General features: G+C 64.7%; 11 protein-coding genes, 6 pseudogenes and 1 other annotated feature. Of the genes and pseudogenes, 9 read left to right on the top strand and 8 right to left on the bottom strand.

Annotated features, from left to right (window positions below):
• Window positions 1-961 (bottom strand): zinc-dependent alcohol dehydrogenase (locus AX735_RS26865; RefSeq protein WP_066278972.1); only part of this gene is annotated, 961 nt, incomplete at its 3' end.
• A 673-nt stretch (window positions 962-1,634) separates the two neighbouring features.
• Here AX735_RS26865 and AX735_RS26860 point away from each other — a divergent pair.
• Window positions 1,635-3,803 carry a catalase gene (locus tag AX735_RS26860; RefSeq protein ID WP_018250473.1) on the top strand — a complete coding sequence of 723 codons (2,169 nt, stop codon included), beginning with the start codon at window positions 1,635-1,637 and terminating at the stop codon, window positions 3,801-3,803.
• Window positions 3,804-3,898: 95 nt separating this feature from the next.
• Here AX735_RS26860 and AX735_RS26855 read toward each other — a convergent pair whose 3' ends face one another.
• The 4 genes from AX735_RS26855 to AX735_RS26840 are packed head-to-tail and all read right to left on the bottom strand — an operon-like array spanning window position 3,899 to window position 7,087.
• A complete protein-coding gene (locus AX735_RS26855; RefSeq protein ID WP_066278969.1) occupies window positions 3,899-4,495 on the bottom strand; it encodes an SAM-dependent methyltransferase in 597 nt (198 codons plus the stop codon).
• Entirely contained in the window at window positions 4,492-5,145 is a 654-nt protein-coding gene (locus AX735_RS26850) for a PIG-L deacetylase family protein (protein ID WP_010408764.1), read from the bottom strand. Before AX735_RS26850 ends, AX735_RS26855 begins: the two co-directional genes overlap by 4 nt.
• Window positions 5,142-6,080, bottom strand: a complete 939-nt coding sequence (locus AX735_RS26845; RefSeq protein ID WP_231729960.1) for an acyl-CoA dehydrogenase — start codon at window positions 6,078-6,080, stop codon at window positions 5,142-5,144. The genes AX735_RS26850 and AX735_RS26845 overlap by 4 nt, the downstream gene beginning before the upstream one ends.
• Window positions 6,081-6,124: 44 nt before the next feature.
• Complete coding sequence (locus AX735_RS26840) at window positions 6,125-7,087, bottom strand: glycosyltransferase (RefSeq protein ID WP_206378455.1); 963 nt, start codon at window positions 7,085-7,087, stop codon at window positions 6,125-6,127.
• A gap of 248 nt (window positions 7,088-7,335) precedes the next feature.
• Between AX735_RS26840 and AX735_RS26835 the strand changes: the two are divergent.
• Window positions 7,336-7,500: pseudogene (locus tag AX735_RS26835) on the top strand (hydroxyisourate hydrolase); the annotation flags it as partial.
• Between the two features lie 7 nt (window positions 7,501-7,507).
• Here the strand turns inward: AX735_RS26835 and AX735_RS26830 are convergent.
• Window positions 7,508-7,804, bottom strand: a complete 297-nt coding sequence (locus tag AX735_RS26830) for a hypothetical protein (RefSeq protein WP_082442131.1) — start codon at window positions 7,802-7,804, stop codon at window positions 7,508-7,510.
• 244 nt (window positions 7,805-8,048) lie between these two features.
• Between AX735_RS26830 and AX735_RS26825 the strand changes: the two are divergent.
• The 3 genes and pseudogenes from AX735_RS26825 to AX735_RS26815 form a co-directional block, all read left to right on the top strand.
• Window positions 8,049-8,560, top strand: a pseudogene (locus AX735_RS26825) (transposase); the annotation flags it as partial.
• A 67-nt stretch (window positions 8,561-8,627) separates the two neighbouring features.
• Complete coding sequence (locus AX735_RS26820) at window positions 8,628-9,656, top strand: IS110 family transposase (protein WP_020493465.1); 1,029 nt, start codon at window positions 8,628-8,630, stop codon at window positions 9,654-9,656.
• A gap of 204 nt (window positions 9,657-9,860) precedes the next feature.
• Window positions 9,861-10,187 (top strand): annotated as a pseudogene (locus tag AX735_RS26815) (DDE-type integrase/transposase/recombinase); the annotation flags it as partial.
• A 214-nt stretch (window positions 10,188-10,401) separates the two neighbouring features.
• On the opposite strand, the pseudogene AX735_RS26810 reads toward AX735_RS26815, so the two are convergent.
• Window positions 10,402-11,071 (bottom strand): annotated as a pseudogene (locus AX735_RS26810) (transposase); the annotation flags it as partial.
• A 59-nt stretch (window positions 11,072-11,130) separates the two neighbouring features.
• Here AX735_RS26810 and AX735_RS26805 point away from each other — a divergent pair.
• A protein-coding gene (locus AX735_RS26805) for an IS3 family transposase (RefSeq protein ID WP_090423511.1) occupies window positions 11,131-12,371 on the top strand; the annotation gives its coding sequence in 2 pieces (ribosomal slippage) (window positions 11,131-11,485 and window positions 11,485-12,371; 1,242 coding nt in all).
• 12 nt (window positions 12,372-12,383) lie between these two features.
• Here AX735_RS26805 and AX735_RS26800 read toward each other — a convergent pair.
• A pseudogene (locus AX735_RS26800) lies at window positions 12,384-13,013 on the bottom strand (IS110 family transposase); the annotation flags it as partial.
• Window positions 13,014-13,167: 154 nt separating this feature from the next.
• Here AX735_RS26800 and AX735_RS26795 point away from each other — a divergent pair.
• The 3 genes and pseudogenes from AX735_RS26795 to AX735_RS26785 all read left to right on the top strand — a co-directional run.
• Window positions 13,168-13,506, top strand: a pseudogene (locus AX735_RS26795) (integrase core domain-containing protein); the annotation flags it as partial.
• 151 nt (window positions 13,507-13,657) lie between these two features.
• Window positions 13,658-13,712, top strand: a sequence feature (sul1 is cis-regulatory element that is thought to sense ions involved in sulfur or methionine metabolism; They are found in Alphaproteobacteria).
• A gap of 87 nt (window positions 13,713-13,799) precedes the next feature.
• Window positions 13,800-15,284 carry a SulP family inorganic anion transporter gene (locus tag AX735_RS26790; RefSeq protein WP_007684580.1) on the top strand — a complete coding sequence of 495 codons (1,485 nt, stop codon included), beginning with the start codon at window positions 13,800-13,802 and terminating at the stop codon, window positions 15,282-15,284.
• An 11-nt stretch (window positions 15,285-15,295) separates the two neighbouring features.
• Window positions 15,296-15,920 (top strand): universal stress protein (locus AX735_RS26785; protein WP_066278957.1); only part of this gene is annotated, 625 nt, incomplete at its 3' end.

Here is a 15,920-nt window from a genome sequence, read left to right as displayed (position 1 = left end):
CGATCGGAAGCTTGTCACCCATCCCGACGTAGACGCCGGGCACGGAGACCGTGCCGCCCTTGCGGCAGCTCATGATCGCCTGCCGCAGGACGTGGACGCGATCAGTGGCGAGCATCATGCTTGCCTTCACCTTGTCCATGACCGCGTCCGCCGCCCCGTGCGCGGCCGCCTCGCAGCCGACAGCATCGATGCAGCTGTCGGGGCCCCGGCCCTTGGTTCGCGCCTGCAGCTCGTCGTAGACATCGGTTTCGGCGAAGTTAATCGTCTCAGCGCCACCGGCCTCCGCCATGGCGAGTCGCTCGGGCACCTCGTCGATCGCGATCACGCGGCCGGCGCCCATCATCAGCGCGGAGCGGATGGCGAACTGGCCGACCGGACCGCAGCCCCAGATCGCGACGGTGTCGCCATGCTCGATCTGCGCATTCTCGGCGGCCATGTAGCCGGTCGGGAAGATATCCGATAGGAAGAGGGCCTGCTCGTCGGTAACGTTGTCGGGAATCTTGATCGGACCGACATCCGCCATCGGCACGCGGAGATACTCCGCCTGACCGCCGCAGTAGCCGCCCAGCATGTGGCTGAAGCCGAACAGCCCGGCGGGCGAATGGCCCATCGCCTTGGCGGCCATCTCGGCGTTCGGATTGGTCCGATCGCAGGCCGCAAACAGACCCTTCTTGCAGAACCAGCAATCGCCGCAGCTGATCGTGAACGGCACCACCACCCGGTCCCCGATCTTGAGGTTGGTGACCTCGGACCCGAGCGCCACGACCTCGCCCATGTTCTCGTGGCCGAGGATGTCGCCGGCCTCCATGGTGGGCTGGTAGCCATCCAGCAGGTGAAGGTCCGACCCGCAGATCGCGCAGGCGGTTACTTTGATGATCGCATCGCGCGGGTGCTTGATCTCGGGATCCGCAACGGTGTCGACGCGGACATCGCCTTTACCGTGCCAGCATAGTGCGCGCATGTCGTTTCCTCATCTGAGTGCATGTCCCTGTCGTCAGGGCCATGTCTATGACGCTCAACGCCTTGAGCCGCGGCATGGGTCCCTGTCCATTTGATTCGTTTACATCAACGAGCGGCCGTAAAACGGCCGTACGGCCAGCGGGTTGAACGCAGACGGCATGCCCGGCTTGAAAGCCAGCAAGATAATGAAGTGGGTCGCCCAGGCCGTGCAGCCGGCCGACACGATGGTGATAGGTTCTCACAGGCTGCGCGTCTTCCGCCCTGAGCGTATGGCATGGTCGGCCAGGGCAAAGGACGCATAGATTCCGCAGAGGCAAACCAGGCCGGCGAGCAGCACCAACCACAGATCGTGGTCGTGCCGGACGCAGTCGAAAACCTGTACGACCTGGGAGTACATCATGCTCGGCTAACGGCAAGGCGTTAAGACATCTCCAACCGGCTCATATCGGCTTTCCCTGGCTGTGATCCAGGACCAAGGAAGCCGCAGTCGGGTTCTGCGCAGCCATGAACACTTACGTTGCCGAGCCCGCGCCTGTCGTCCGAACCGGCGACCATGCTCGACTGACATAACTTGATTTCGGTCCTCCGGGTCGGTTCCCAGTCGCTACAAAGATTTATGCCTCGCATCGCCGTGGCGCTGGTGGCATTAAGGGCATGATCGGAGGATTACGTCCATGGCACGCAAGAGCATCAAAAGCGACGCGGTGAAACTCAAGGGCGAGACGGCCAAGAAGGCACCGCCGCTGCCGGCGGGTGCCGACCAGCCGACGAACTATGCCGAGCAGCAGGGCCATGGCGGCGAAACCCGCCAGACGACCTCGGACGCGGCACTTACCATGACCACGCAGCAGGGCATCCCGATCGCGGACGCCCAGAACAGTCTCAAGGCGGGTCTGCGGGGCCCCACGCTGCTCGAGGACTTCATCCTCCGCGAAAAGATCTTCCATTTCGATCACGAGCGCATCCCGGAGCGCGTCGTCCACGCACGCGGCTATGGCGCGCACGGCGTGTTCGAGCTGACCGACAGTCTGGCCGACTACACCCGCGCCGACGTGCTGAGCACGGTCGGGCAGCAGACGGAGGTGTTCGTCCGCTTCTCAACGGTAGCGGGCAACAAGGGCTCGCGCGATCTGGCGCGCGACGTGCGCGGCTTCGCCGTCAAGATGTACACGAAGCAGGGCAACTGGGACATCGTCGGCAACAACATCCCGGTGTTCTTCATCCAGGATGCCATCAAGTTCCCCGATCTGGTCCATGCGGCTAAGCAGGAGCCCGACCGGGCGTTCCCCCAGGCGCAAACCGCACACGACAATTTCTGGGATTTCGCCAGCCTCACCCCGGAAGCCTGGCACATGATCATGTGGATCATGTCCGATCGCACGATCCCCCGCTCCTTCCGCACGATGGAGGGCTTCGGCGTCCACAGCTTCCGCCTGGTGAACGCGGAAGGCAGGTCGACCTTCGTCAAGTTCCACTGGAAGCCGCGCCAGGGGCTCCAGTCGGTGCTGTGGAACGAAGCGGTCAAGATCAGCGGCGCCGATCCCGACTATCATCGCCGCGATCTCTGGGAGGCGATCGAGAGCGGTGACTTCCCGCAATGGGATCTCGGCGTCCAGCTGTTCGATCAGGAAACCGCCGACAAGCTTCCCTTCGACCATCTCGACTCGACCAAGCTCATCCCCGAGGAGGACGTGCCGGTCCGCATCGTCGGTACGCTCACGCTTAATCGCAACGTCGACAACTTCTTCGCCGAAACCGAGCAGGTCGCCTACTGCACGCAGAACATCGTGCCGGGCATCGACTTCAGTGACGACCCGCTGCTGCACGGCCGCAACTTCTCCTATCTCGATACCCAGCTGAAGCGGCTCGGCAGCCCGAACTTCACCCACCTGCCGATCAATGCCCCGCGCTGTCCGGTGATGAACTTCCAGCAGGACGGCCACATGGCGATGCGCAATCCGAAGGGGCGCGTGAACTATGAGCCGAACAGCTGGGGCGCGGAAGGCGGTCCGCGCGAGAACGCGGAGATCGGCTTCACCAGCTTCCCCGCCGAGGTTCAGGGGACTAAGCAGCGGGTTCGGTCCGAAACCTTTGCCGATCATTACAGCCAGGCGCGGCAGTTCTATCTCAGCCAGCAGCCGATCGAGCAGAAGCACATCGGCGACGCGCTGGTGTTCGAGCTGTCGAAGGTAGATCGTGTCGACATCCGGGCCCGGGCGGTCAGCCACCTGCGCAACATCGACGAGGATCTCGCCGCTACCGTTGCGGACGGGCTCGGCCTTGACCTGCCGGACGCCGCCAAGGCGGCCAAGCCGACGCTAGACCTGCCGACATCGTCGGCGCTCTCGATCGTCGCCAACGGCCCGGCGAATTTCGCCGGGCGAAAGATGGGCCTGCTGCTGACCGATGGGTCGAGCGCCGAGCTGTTCAATGCGCTGACGAAGGCGCTGGAAGCCGAAGGCGCGGTCTGGGAGGTGGTCGCGCCGAAGATCGGCGGGGTCACGCTCGACGACGGCACCAAGGTCGCGGCCAAGCAGAAGATCGACGGCGGACCTTCGGTCCTGTTCGATGCCGTCGCGGTGCTCCCGTCCGAGGAGGGGGTTGCGATGCTCGCCAAGGATGCGGCCTCCAAGGACTTCGTGGCGGACGCGTTCGGCCACTGCAAGTTCATCGGCTACACCGATGCAGCCGCCACGTTGTTCGACGCTTCTCGAGTGCCGGAGCTTGACGATGGCTTCGTAGCCCTAAGCAAGAGCAAGGACGTCAAGGCGTTCGTCACGACCTGTCGTGACCTCAGGTTCTGGGCTCGGGAGATGAAGGTCGATCTCGACGCGGCGGCCTGACGACCCTGGCGGGAGCGGCAGGTGGACGTCCTGCCGCTCCACTTAACGGCAAGCCTCATATCGCACGGACGTGGGACGTGCTGCCTCGCTCGCGTTCAAGGGGATCGGGGCACACCGTCGGCGCGGGCCGCGGTGACGACCCAGCGGCGGGTGCGGCGCACGGTGCGAACCGTCCAACGACGCCCGGTCTCTGCGAGGAACCGGGCGTGGATTCCTGCCGCGTGCTGGGCGAAGTCGTAGTAGTCGATCCTGTGGTGCGCGAGCACGATGGTGCCGTCTCCCCGCAGGCGAGCGGCCATCTCACGCGCAACCCGGGCCATCTCTCGCGCTGAGAGGTAATACAGGATCTCGGCGATCACGATCACGTCATAGACGAGACGTGGCGGTCGACCGGGGAGCACGAGCAGCGATGCGCACGCACGAGGCCAGGCCGCGACGGCGCGTGCCGTCAGGTCGACCCCCTCCCTCGTGCCCTCGGTCGCATCGAGGCACAACGCCATCCTCGCGATCGCGGCACTGTTGGATCCGTTGCCGCTGGCCAGCTCCAGCACCCGTCCGACCGGTCGGTGACCTATCGCGTGCAGGATCACGGCACGCTTCACCGCCTCGTCACGGGCGGTGAAGGTGCGCCAGGGATCGTCGTCGCCGGCGAACTTGGCGGCGAACCCGGCAAGATCGATCGGGCTCGTCACTTCGAACCCGGCCGGTAGCGCTCGACCGGACGAGCAAAGGCCGCAAGCTCGTGTCTCGCGATCGTGAAGCCTGCTGGATCATCGGAAACGGCGCCGAGCTGCGTCCGGTAGACGCGGATCAGCGACCGCTTAACCGGAACTCCTCCGGGCACAGCGATGCGCCATGCCGGTCCGGACCTGTCCGGGCGAGGCGGCCACACGCGGTAGGTCAGCCGACCGGCGCCACCCGGGCATCGGGCGACGGCCGCTGCTACGGCGCGGTGATCGGGATGGTCGTCATCGCAGGCCGGTCCGACGATGAGATCGAGATCCCGGCATCGTGCGACCTGGCGGCGCAGCGCGCGATAACAGCGTCCCGGGATCGAGGGCAACTGGCCATCGGGCAAATTGAGGAACGAGACGTCGCCAGCAACGATGCCGAGACGACGTAGCGCATGAAGGCTCTCACGCTGGCGCGCCGCGACCAGTCGCGCTCTCGGCCATTGTCGGCTGCCCCGGTGAGACGCGGCACCATCGGTCACGACCGCAACCCGGACCCGAGCTCCATGGCGGCGAAGCCGCGCAATGAGGCCTGCCGCGCCGATGACCTCGTCATCCGGGTGCGGGGCGATCACCAGCGCGACACGTACGTTTCGCAGCGGGATCCTCACAGAATGGGGTCGAGGATGTGCTCGGCGACAGCCTGGCCGACGCGAAAGCGATGCGCGTCGGGCGCAGGCTGGCGCAGGTACACCATGAGATCGGCGATCTTTGCCGCCAGCGGATGCGATAGGAACAATCCCTGCAGCCCCACCGCCTCCTGCGCGATCGTCAGGGCGCGCTCGGCAGAGCCGGCGATCGATAGCCGCGCAGCGGACACCCGGGCGAGGCGTTCCGCATCCGTCCCGCTGAACCAGGCGCCCGCCGTGTCGCGGATGCTCGCCGCTGCACCCTGGGCAAGCAGGAACAGGTCGGCGAGGCGCGATGCCTGGAACGGATCGGAAGCGCGCTCGTGGGTGGTCAGGTGGTCACGCACTGCATCGAGCAGGCCGGCGATGCCCCCGGCATGAACCGCGGCGAAGCGCAGCGCGCCTCCGCTGAAGAACGGCTCCCGCGCATAGCTGCCGGGCTCGCCGATACGGCCGTCTTCACGGATCACAGAGCCGGACCAGCGCACCAGATGTGTCTCCGAGCGCTGCATGCCGATCGTCTGCCACCACTCCCGATCGATGGCAGGCGGATCGGCATCCAGGTCGAGCAGGAGCAGCTGCGGCCCGCGTTCGCTATCCGCAGTTACCAGCGCGTGAGTCAGTATCCCCGCCCCCGATGCATAGCCCTTGCCGCCGGTCAGCCGTCCGCCGGTAAGCACCAGCGACTCACCCGGCAGGCCCGCATTCCACACACCCAGCATCGCTCCCGCAGCGATCCGCGCCCGCAACGCAGCGACCTGGGACGACGTGCCGTATCGAAACACGATTTGCACCGCATCGACATGCCCCTCCAGCAGGCGCCCGATGGGGAGATCCCGGCGTCCCGCAGCGTAAAGAGGGCGGAGCAGGTCCAGATATGCCTCGGGCGTCGTCGGATCGCCGGCGGGGTCGGTCACCCACCCTGCCGCGACGATCGCATGGCGCAGAGCTTTGGTCGTCGTCATACCGCCTGCTCGCAAAGCTGGTGCTCGAGCGTTGCCAGGGCATGCTCGGCCTCGGCGAGGGTGACGTCGGGTATATCGGGCAGCGCCGGCACGACACGCATGGCGAACGCCTCTGCGTTGGGGCAGTCGCGCGCGACGCCGATCACATGGTCACCGGTCAATCCGATACGGTCGCCGAAGCGAGCTGCGACAAAGGAATCGGGGAGCCCGGCCCAAATGCGGCGCGCCTCCGCCTGCTGTCGGTATTGCCATGCCGCCCCTCGGGGATGCGGCATTGAGGGTGCCCCGTGATGGTCGATGGCACTGAGCGCAGCCGCCATGCCGCCCGGCGCCCGGCCGAGCCGCCGTGAGGAGGTCGCAACCACCATGCCGGGATCGCGGCGCACGCGAAACCCGGCGCGCCCGGCATCGTCGAGCAGGGCGGCGTCCTCGCCGCATGGCACCGGCTGGAAGCCACCCAGCGCCTGATAGGCTCCGGGTCGGAAGGCCATGTTGGCGCCTCCCGAGCAGTGGGAGCCGGTCGGACTGTCCCACGGAACGGGGTCGACCGATCGTCGGTAGGCGTGAAGCCGATCGAGGTAGCGCTCGACCCTCCCCTGCACCGGATCCCGCTCCGCTGCGATCCGGACGATTCGCCCGGCGACAAGGTCGGCCGAGGCCAGGCCCTGCAGTGCCGCCCTGACCCAATCGGCACGGGGCTGGCTGTCGGCGTCGGTCGTCAGGAGAATACCGTGGGGCGTGCTCGCCGCATGATGCAGGCCGAGGGCGATGGCGGCCCGGCGTGCACGACCGGCATTGGCATCAGGGGACGGGTCTCCCTGAGCCACCGTGAACGGAAGGGCCATGCGACCAGCATGCTCGAGTATTACCTGCTCGCTCGCATCCGAGCAATTATCAAGGAGGAAGAACACGGCAGCCTCGACGTCGCCCAGGTCCAGTCGCTCGATCGCCTCCAGCAACTTCGGTAACGCAGTCTCCTCGTTGCGGACCGGAACACAGATCGCAGCTGACACAGGTCGCAACGGCACCCCCACCATCGGTTTCGCAGGACCGGCGACCCTGCCTTGCAGGACTGTAGGTGATAAACGCCGGTTTCGATAGCTGCTCGCGGTGATGCAAGATGCCAGATCGTCATGCAGGACTATAGGTTTGCCCGGTTTCAACCGAGATATCGGCGTCGGGTAGGTAGCCGTCGAAGTTCGCGCCGCGCACCTACAAGCTGCTGTTCGACATGGCAGGCTACCCGGATGCGAAGGCGGTGCCATTCTTCCCCGAGATCGATCCCGTGTTCCGCGTCACCGACCCTGCCGCGCACTACCATGTGCCGGTCGTGGTCAGCCCCTTCGGCTACTCCACCTACAGGGGCAATTGATCACCGATCACGCCTCGATCCCTGCCTGGTGCATCGGCTTATAGAGCTCGTGCTCAAGCGACCGCAGGTAGCGGTCGAGGCGCTCTACCAGTGTTGCGACGTCCGCAGCATAGGCTGGGACGTTCGAAGCTATCGCGTTGCTGCTCCAACGCCGTATGTGGTCGGAGTAGCGTAGCCGAAGCTCGCGATCCTCTTCCATGATCCGCTCGTAAGTCGGCATCTGGTCGGCGAAATAGCCTCGAGCCTCCTTGTTCCAGCCCTGCTGTGTAGGCAGATGCTCCCGTACCGCATTGGCCAGGTTCATTCGTAGCCGGCCGAGGTCGGTAAGCGGAGGTCCAGCCCTGACGCAGTCACGAAGTGCGTAGGCAGCGGCGCGGATCGCCTCGTGGGAGCGCCTGCTATCATCGGGCCTCATCATCTCGTTCTACTCGCCATCATCTTACTAGCCGTCATTGCTGGCGCGCCGCGCGCCGATCATGGCCGTCTGAGCTGCCCCCTTCTGAGTGGTCCATCGACTATTACAGTCTGGACCAAGGAAGGGACGACGAATGCCTGCGAAGAAGCACAAGCCCGAGGAGATTATCGGGAAGCTACGTGAGGTTGAGATCATGCTGGGTCAGGGCGGCACGACCGCCGAGGCCTGTCGGCGCATCGCGGTCAGCGAGCAGACCTAATACCGCTGGCGCAAGGAATATGGTGGCCTGAAGACCGATCAGACTCGGCGGATGAAGGATCTGGAAAAGGAGAACCTGCGGCTGCGCCGGGCGATCTCGGATCTGACGCTGGACAAGCTCATCCTGCAGGAGGCAGCCAAGGGAAACTTCTGAGCCCCGCACGGCGTCGGCGCTGCATCGACCAGGTCCGGGAGGTGCTGGATGTATCCGAGCGGCGGGTGTGCCGCGTGCTCGGCCAGCACCGGTCGACGCAGCGCAAGGTGCCGTTCGGGGCAGATGACGAGCTGGCGCTCACCGAGGATATCATCGCCCTTGCCAGGCAGTACGGGCGCTACGGCTATCGCCGGGTGACGGCGCTGCTGCATGCGGCGGGTTGGTCGGTGAACCACATGGCGTAATCAGGAGCGGTGCTCGTTGGGATAGCCTGTCGTCCCCTGAAGAGGAGGACGGAAGATGACCTGCTATGTTGGCCTAGATGTGTCGATGAAGGAGACCGCGATCTGCGTCGTGGACGAAACGGGCGATCGCATATGGGACGGTAAGTCGCGAACGGACCCGGACGCTATTGCGGCCGTGCTGGCGCGGAGGGCCGCAGGAGCCGTGAGGATCGGTATCGAGACGGGCCCGATGACCGTGTGGTTGTGGCACGCATTGACCGAGCGAGAGCTGCCGGTGGTGTGTCTTCATGCCAGGCATGCTGCGGCAGCGCTGAAGCTGCAGATGAACAAGACGGACCGCAACGACGCGTTTGGGTTGGCACGGCTGGTCCGCTCGGGCTGGTACCGGCCGGTCGCTGTTCGCTCGATGGATACGCACCGGTTGCGTGCGCTCCTGATCACGCGAGACCAGCTGGTCGGCATGAGCACCGCGCTCATCAACAAGATACGCGGCCTGGCGAAGACTTTCGGCATTCTGGTCGGACCCGGGAAGGGTGGCACCTTCGAACGTCAGGTCCGGGCAACGCTGCCGGACGATCCGGTGGTCGCCGCACTGTTCGAGAGCCTACTGGCGATGCTGAGCACATTGCGGGAGCAACAGCTTGCCATTGCCAAGCAGCTCGCCCGGGTTGCCCGGCAAAGCGGCGCCTGCCGCTTGATGATGACGATGCCCGGCGTCGGACCGCTGACGGCCGTCAGCTTCATGACCACCATCGAGGATCCTCACCGGTTCCGACGCTCGCAGGATGTCGGCGCCTATCTCGGTCTCACTCCGCGTCGCTACCAGTCGGGCGAGGTCGACATCAACGGCCGCATCTCCAAGTGCGGAGATCGTCTCACCCGCAAGCTGCTGTTCGAAGCGGCCAATGTCATGCTGTCGCGGACCTCGCAGGCGTCGGCGCTGAAGGACTGGGCTGCCGCCATCGGCCGGAGATCGGGCTTCTGGAAGGCGCGCGTTGCGCTGGCCCGCAAGCTGGCGGTGATCCTCCACCGGATGTGGATCGACGGGCGAGGCTTTGACCCAAAGGTGACTGCCATGGCCTGATATCTGCTTTCCGAGCTGCCGCCCCGCCAGGGTGCGGCCACGGCCATCTCGTGACCCGCTTCGTGACCATCTGGAACACGGGAACCACATCGAGAGGCCGGCGATCTGGCGCCATGCTGAGGCTGGACCCGTCCTGACCTCGAAGACGACAACGATGCGCAAAAGAAGATCGACTACGAGCACCTTGGCAAACGGCTTGACCGATTAGACGATAAACGGGTGGAACGGATCTGGCGACGCGAGGGGCTGAAGGTGCCGCAGCGCCAGCCGAAACGCGGCCGGTTATGGCTGAACGATGGCTCGTGCATCCGGTTGCGGCCGGAGTATCCGGGGCATGTCTGGGCTTACGACTTCGTCGAGGAACGCACCCATGACGGACGCAAGTTCCGCATCCTTACCATTATCGACGAGGCGAGCAGGGAGTGCCTGGCACTCGTCGTCGCGCGCCAGCTCAAACACGAAGACGTACTGGCAGCGCTGGCCGAGTTGTTCATCGAGCGTGGTCCGCCCGCGCATATCAGGTCGGACAACGTCCTATGTCTGGAAGCAGCGGCGGGTTTTGGCCAGCAGATATCCATGCGCCGACAACCATCGGCGCGGCATGCAATCTGAGCCAGATGGCTTCCACCGTCAACGGGATCGCTCCCTGCCATAGCAAACACAGGATCCAGCGGCGCCGGGGCGGCCGTGGTCCTCACCATCCTTAAAACGAGATACGCACCCAGGTGGAAGGCCCGAACATTATCTACAGGGTCGCTCGACGAGCGCCCTCACGGCACTTGCAGAGAGGGGTCCTTCCACCTGGCATCCGACCGTTCGAGGAACGGCCGGTACTCTGTCCCCGTCTTGACGACGGCGTGAGCCACGCGCGCCATCTTGGCGGTGAGCGCCGTCATCGCCTTGCGGCGACGGTCGGCATCGTCCGCGTGCCCGGCGGTGTACCGTCCGAGCTTGTCACGGAAACTGTTGTCGCGCTGACGCGCGGCGACCTGGGCAGCCATCCAGAAGGTGCGGCGCAGACGCGCGTTGCCGTACTTGGACAGCTTGGTGCGGCCACGAAACGTGCCTGACTGGCACGTTGCGAGATCGAGGCCGCAGAACTTCAGGAACTGTCGATGATGGTTGAAGCGACGCAAATCACCGGCCTCGGCCAGAATGGTCAGCGCGTTAATCGGACCAATGCCCGGAATGTTGCGCAGCAGCTTATAATCAACATGCTCGGCCAGCCTGTCATGGGCAAGCCGCTCTATCTCGTCACGCTGGTGGATGAGGCTGCGTCCCTGCGCGATGACCATGCGGAACATGGTAATTGCTGCCGAATCCTCCGGGACCGGCAGAGCCACCGAAGCGCAGGCCGTTTCGTATATGTCATTGACAAGACGGGCCTTGGAAACCTTGCGGCCGATGAGAGGCCAGGTGAGTTGGCCCCCGAAATGACCTGACAGGGTCTCGCTCTTAGATAAGAGTGAGCCATATGACTGAGCATACGACTAGGCGCTACAATGGCGGCGAGGTCCTCTCCGGGGTTCAGCGCCGGAGGCGCTGGACCCCGGAGGAAAAGGTCCGGATCGTCGAGGAGACGTATCTGCCGGGCATGAACGTGTCGCTGGTAGCCCGGCAGCATGGCATCAGTGGCAGCCAGATCTTCACCTGGCGCAGGCTGGTTGCGCAGGGTGCGCTGACTGCCGCCGGTGCCGGCGAGGAGGTGGTGCCCGCCTCCGAGTACCGGTCGCTGCAGAACCAGGTCGCCGAGCTGCAGCGCCTGCTGGGCAAGAAGACTATGGAAGCCGAGATACTGCGGGAGGCCGTCTCCCGGGCCGCAGGCCCAAAAAAACTCCTCTTGCGCTCGATCTCGTTGCCAGGGGACGACCGGTGAGCGCGGTGGCCGAGGCGTTGGGCGTCAGCCGCCAGCACCTGTCAGCCATGCACAACCGGTCGCCTACACGTCGGCGAGGTCGACCGCCTCTACCGGATACCGACTTGGTCAGCGACATCCGGGCGCTGATCGCCGATCTGCCCACCTACGGTTATCGCCGGGTCCACGCCCTTCTGCGCCGCCAGGCTGCCAGGATCGGGCGCACAGCGCCCAATCCCAAGCGGGTCTACCGGGTCATGAAGGTGCACGGGCTGCTGCTTCAGCGCCACAACGGCAGCCGGGAGGAGCGGCGCCATGATGGTCGCGTTGCCGTCGATCGGCGCAACACCCGCTGGTGCTCTGACGCCTTGGAGATCGCTTGCGACAATGGCGAAAAGGTGCGCGTCGCCTTTGCACTCGACTGCTGTGACCGCGAGGCCATGGGGCACGTTGCTACCACCGGCGGCATCACCGCCGAGGACATCCGTGATCTGATGGTCGCCACTGTCGAGCATCGCTTTGGCCCGGTGAACCGCTTGGCCTCGCCCATTGAATGGCTCAGCGATAACGGCAGCCCTTACGTTGCTCACGATACTCGCCGCTTCGCGCGCGACATCGGCCTCGTACCCCGCACCACGCCGGTCAGCTCTCCGCAATCGAACGGCATGGCCGAAGCTTTCGTGCGCACCCTCAAGCGCGACTACGTCCGTGTAAACCCGACGCCCGATGCACGCACTGTCATCGAGCAACTGCCCCGCTGGCTAACCCACTACAATGAGGTCCATCCGCACAAGGCGCTAGGCTACCGATCACCCCGCGAGTACATCACCCAAACCCGCGAGGCCTCGTCAGGCAATTAGGGGGCAACGACACCAGGCAGCTGCCGAGAATGCCCCAGCGTCGAGCGCGGTGATGCTGGCAGGAGTGGGGAACCGCTCGATGAGCGCGAGAAACCAGTCGGACCGGCTGTTGCCTGCGAAGCGGGCGATCTCGGGGAAGTACAGCGGCAGGTAGTGGGTCAGGATGCGGTGCCAGGTCTGCGTCTTCATCCTAGAGATCGTTTCGTGGGTCTTCGAGAGTTCCTGCAGGTCATTGATGCCCGCGGCGAGAGGATCGACGTAGCGCTGCGTCGCACCGATCCGCAGCATGTGCAGGATGACCTGCGCGTCCTTGGGGTCGTTCTTGTCCCAGCCATTGTGCAGCGCCTCGCGCGTTCTGGCGAGCGCGACCGACGAGATGAGGCGCAGCTCGAACCCTGCCGTCAGCAGCCGATGTGCCAGCGTGCGATGGTAATTACCCGTCGCCTCGAACCCGACAATGATAGGGCGCCCGATGGCAGCGAGTTTTTCGGCAAAGCCGTCATAGTCCTGCCTGGTTGCCATGACGGTCATCCGCCGGCGCCGGCCGCCTTCCGGTCGCTCGATGAGAACCTCCTGCCGGCTCTTGGACATATCGATAGCTACCAGCACGGCGCCGGCAGGCGTAGAGGTGAGCTTGGTCATGGTCGGTCAGCCTCCAAAGTGTTGTCTCGACAACCTCACTTTAGATACCTGCTGACCGGTCATGGCTTGCCCTGATGAAGCCTGCGGCCGCTACGCGGCCTTGTCTTCATCAGGGCCATAGCGGCTCCCAAACCAGCGCTTCCCAATGTGCTATGGCAGCGAGTTCATCGCCGCCGCCGTCCAGACCTGGCTCAGGCAGATCGGCGTGAAGACGCTCTACATCGCCCCGGGCTCGCCATGGGAGAACGGCTACAACGAGAGCTTCAACGGCTCGCTGCGGGATGAGCTGCTGAACGGCGAGATCTTCTACACCCTCGCTGAAGCCAGGGTGCTGATCGAGGCGTGGCGGCGTCACTACAACACTGTCCGACCGCACAGCAGCCTCGGCTATCGACCACCCGCCCCGGAAGCGGCGACACCGCCATTGCCGGCCTCCGGTTCCGCTTCGCTCCACCTCCGACCGGCAATGGCGGCGGAGACGACAATGCACTAACTATCAACCCGGACCACCCGGTGGGGGCTGCTCATAATCACCACTCCTCGGCGGTCACCCCCTTTCCCTCAAACGATGGTATTATGGGAATGCAGGCTGCTGATGTTCGCAGTTGCAATATGGTCCGATCAGTGACTATCTAGAGGCCTTCGACGGACCCGGATTGATTCGGGTGGCTCGGCCCGGCGCCTATCCCCGGGATAACCTTAGCGAATTTGGGCCTCGCTTCCGAGTATCGTTGATTGAACGCGTCTGACGGCGTGCGCCCCTCGCTATTGCGATCAGGTTTCTACATGACATTTGCTACTTCGCTTCGACGCGAATGGCTCTCGAACCCGCGCGCCGACGTGCTTGCGGGTATCGTCGTCGCGCTCGCGCTGATCCCGGAGGCCATCGGCTTCTCGATCATTGCCGGCGTCGATCCAAGCGTCGGGCTGTTTGCCTCCTTCTCCATCGCCGTCATCATCTCGCTCGTGGGCGGACGCCCCGGCATGATTTCGGCCGCAACCGCCGCCATTGCGGTTCTTGTCCTGCCGCTGATCCGCGATCACGGCGTCCAGTACCTCTTTGCCGCCACCATCCTCATGGGACTGATCCAGGGCGTCGCCGGCTTCCTGAAGCTCGACCTGCTGATGCAGTATGTGTCACGCTCGGTCATCACCGGCTTCGTCAACGCGCTCGCGATCCTAATCTTCATCGCGCAGCTTCCCCAGCTAACGAACGTCGGGTGGGAAACCTACGCGATGGTCGCGGCGGGCCTGGCGATCATCTACCTGTTCCCGCGTCTGACCAAGGCGATCCCGTCGCCGCTGGTCGCGATCGTGATCCTGACGATCGTCTCGATCTATGCCGGCATCAAGGTCAACACGGTGGGCGATATGGGCAAGCTGCCCTCGTCGCTGCCAGCGTTCGGCATCCCACAGGTGCCGTTCACGCTGGAAACGCTGCGCATCATTTTCCCCTATTCGCTGACGATGGCGGCGGTTGGCCTGCTGGAATCGATGATGACCGCGCAGATCGTCGATGATCTGACCGACACGCCATCGAACAAGCGCCGCGAGATGAAGGGGCAGGGTATCGCCAATTTTCTGACCGGCTTCCTCGGCGGGATGGGCGGCTGCGCCATGATCGGGCAGTCGGTCATCAACGTGAAGTCGGGCGGCTCCACCCGCCTTTCCACCTTTGTGTCGGGCGCGTTCCTGCTGTTCCTGATCGTCGTACTGGGGCCGCTGGTCGCCCGCATTCCGATGCCGGCGCTGGTCGCGGTGATGATTATGGTGTCGATCGGCACCTTCTCCTGGGGATCGATCAGGAACCTCAAGAGCCATCCGTGGCAGTCGTCGGTTGTCATGCTGGTGACGGTGCTGGTTGTCGTCTCGACGCACGATCTGGCGCAAGGCGTGGTCGCAGGCGTGATCCTGTCCGGTCTGTTCTTCGCCAGCAAGGTCAAGCGCCTGTTCGACGTGGCATCCGAGCTGAGCGCGGATGGCAGGACGCGGACCTACCGCGTCTCGGGTCAGGTGTTCTTCGCCTCGTCCGAGCGGTTCGCCGACGCCTTCGACTTCAAGGAGGTGCTGGACAATGTGGTCATCGACCTGACCGCCGCGCACTTCTGGGACATTTCGGCGGTGGGGAGCCTCGACAAGGCGATCCTCAAGTTCCGCCGCGAAGGCACCCATGTCGAGGTCATCGGCCTCAATCAGGCGAGCGCGACGATGGTCGATCGCTTCGCCGTCCATGACAAGCCCGGCGCCGAAGCAGCGCTCGGCGCCCACTGAGGAGAGGGCTTATGAACCGCATATTGGCCTGTATCGACGCATCCACCTACGCGACCAGCGTCGTCGATCTGGCGGCCTGGGCCGCTACCCGGCTCGGGGCCGATGTCGAGCTGCTGCACGTCGTCCAGCGCAAGGATGCCGTGGCATCGCGCAACGATCATAGCGGCGCGATCGGCCTCGGTGTCAAAAGCGAGCTGCTGGAAGAGCTGACCCGCATCGAGGAAGCGGCGGGGCGTCTTGCCATCGAGGAAGGGCGCATCCTGCTGGACGCAGGCGGCACTCGCTTGAAGGAGCAGGGCATCACGGTCGCGTCGATGCACCTGCATGGAGGGATCGTGGAGACGATCGTCGAGCGTGAAGCCGATGCTGCATTGGTCATCATCGGCAAGCGCGGCGCGTCGGGCGAGTTCGCGACCGACCATATCGGCTCCAAGGTCGAACGGGTCGTGCGTGCCAGCGACAAGCCGGTGCTGATCGCCTCACGCGAAGCCAAGGCACCTGACGCGGTGGTGATCGCCTTCGACAACAGCCCCGCCGCCTGCCGCGCTGTCCGTCATGTCGCTACCTCGCCGCTGTTCGGTGGTTTGCCAGTACACCTCGTCATGGCGGGGCCGGATGATGGCAAACACCGCGACC

The sequence above is a fragment of the Blastomonas sp. CCH1-A6 genome (assembly GCF_001556365.1).
Lineage (GTDB): Bacteria > Pseudomonadota > Alphaproteobacteria > Sphingomonadales > Sphingomonadaceae > Blastomonas > Blastomonas ursincola.
The sequence above is the reverse complement of the archived record's forward strand: the minus strand, read 5'-3'. Positions and strand labels throughout refer to the sequence as shown.

What these genes read in the sequence shown, in the direction of transcription:
- AX735_RS26860 (WP_018250473.1), top strand. Translation starts at nt 1,635, where the DNA reads ATGGCACGCAAGAGCATCAAAAGCGACGCGGTGAAACTCAAGGGCGAG.
- AX735_RS26820 (WP_020493465.1), top strand. Translation starts at nt 8,628, where the DNA reads ATGACCTGCTATGTTGGCCTAGATGTGTCGATGAAGGAGACCGCGATC.
- AX735_RS26790 (WP_007684580.1), top strand. Translation starts at nt 13,800, where the DNA reads ATGACATTTGCTACTTCGCTTCGACGCGAATGGCTCTCGAACCCGCGC.
- AX735_RS26830 (WP_082442131.1), bottom strand. Translation starts at nt 7,804, where the DNA reads ATGAACCTGGCCAATGCGGTACGGGAGCATCTGCCTACACAGCAGGGC.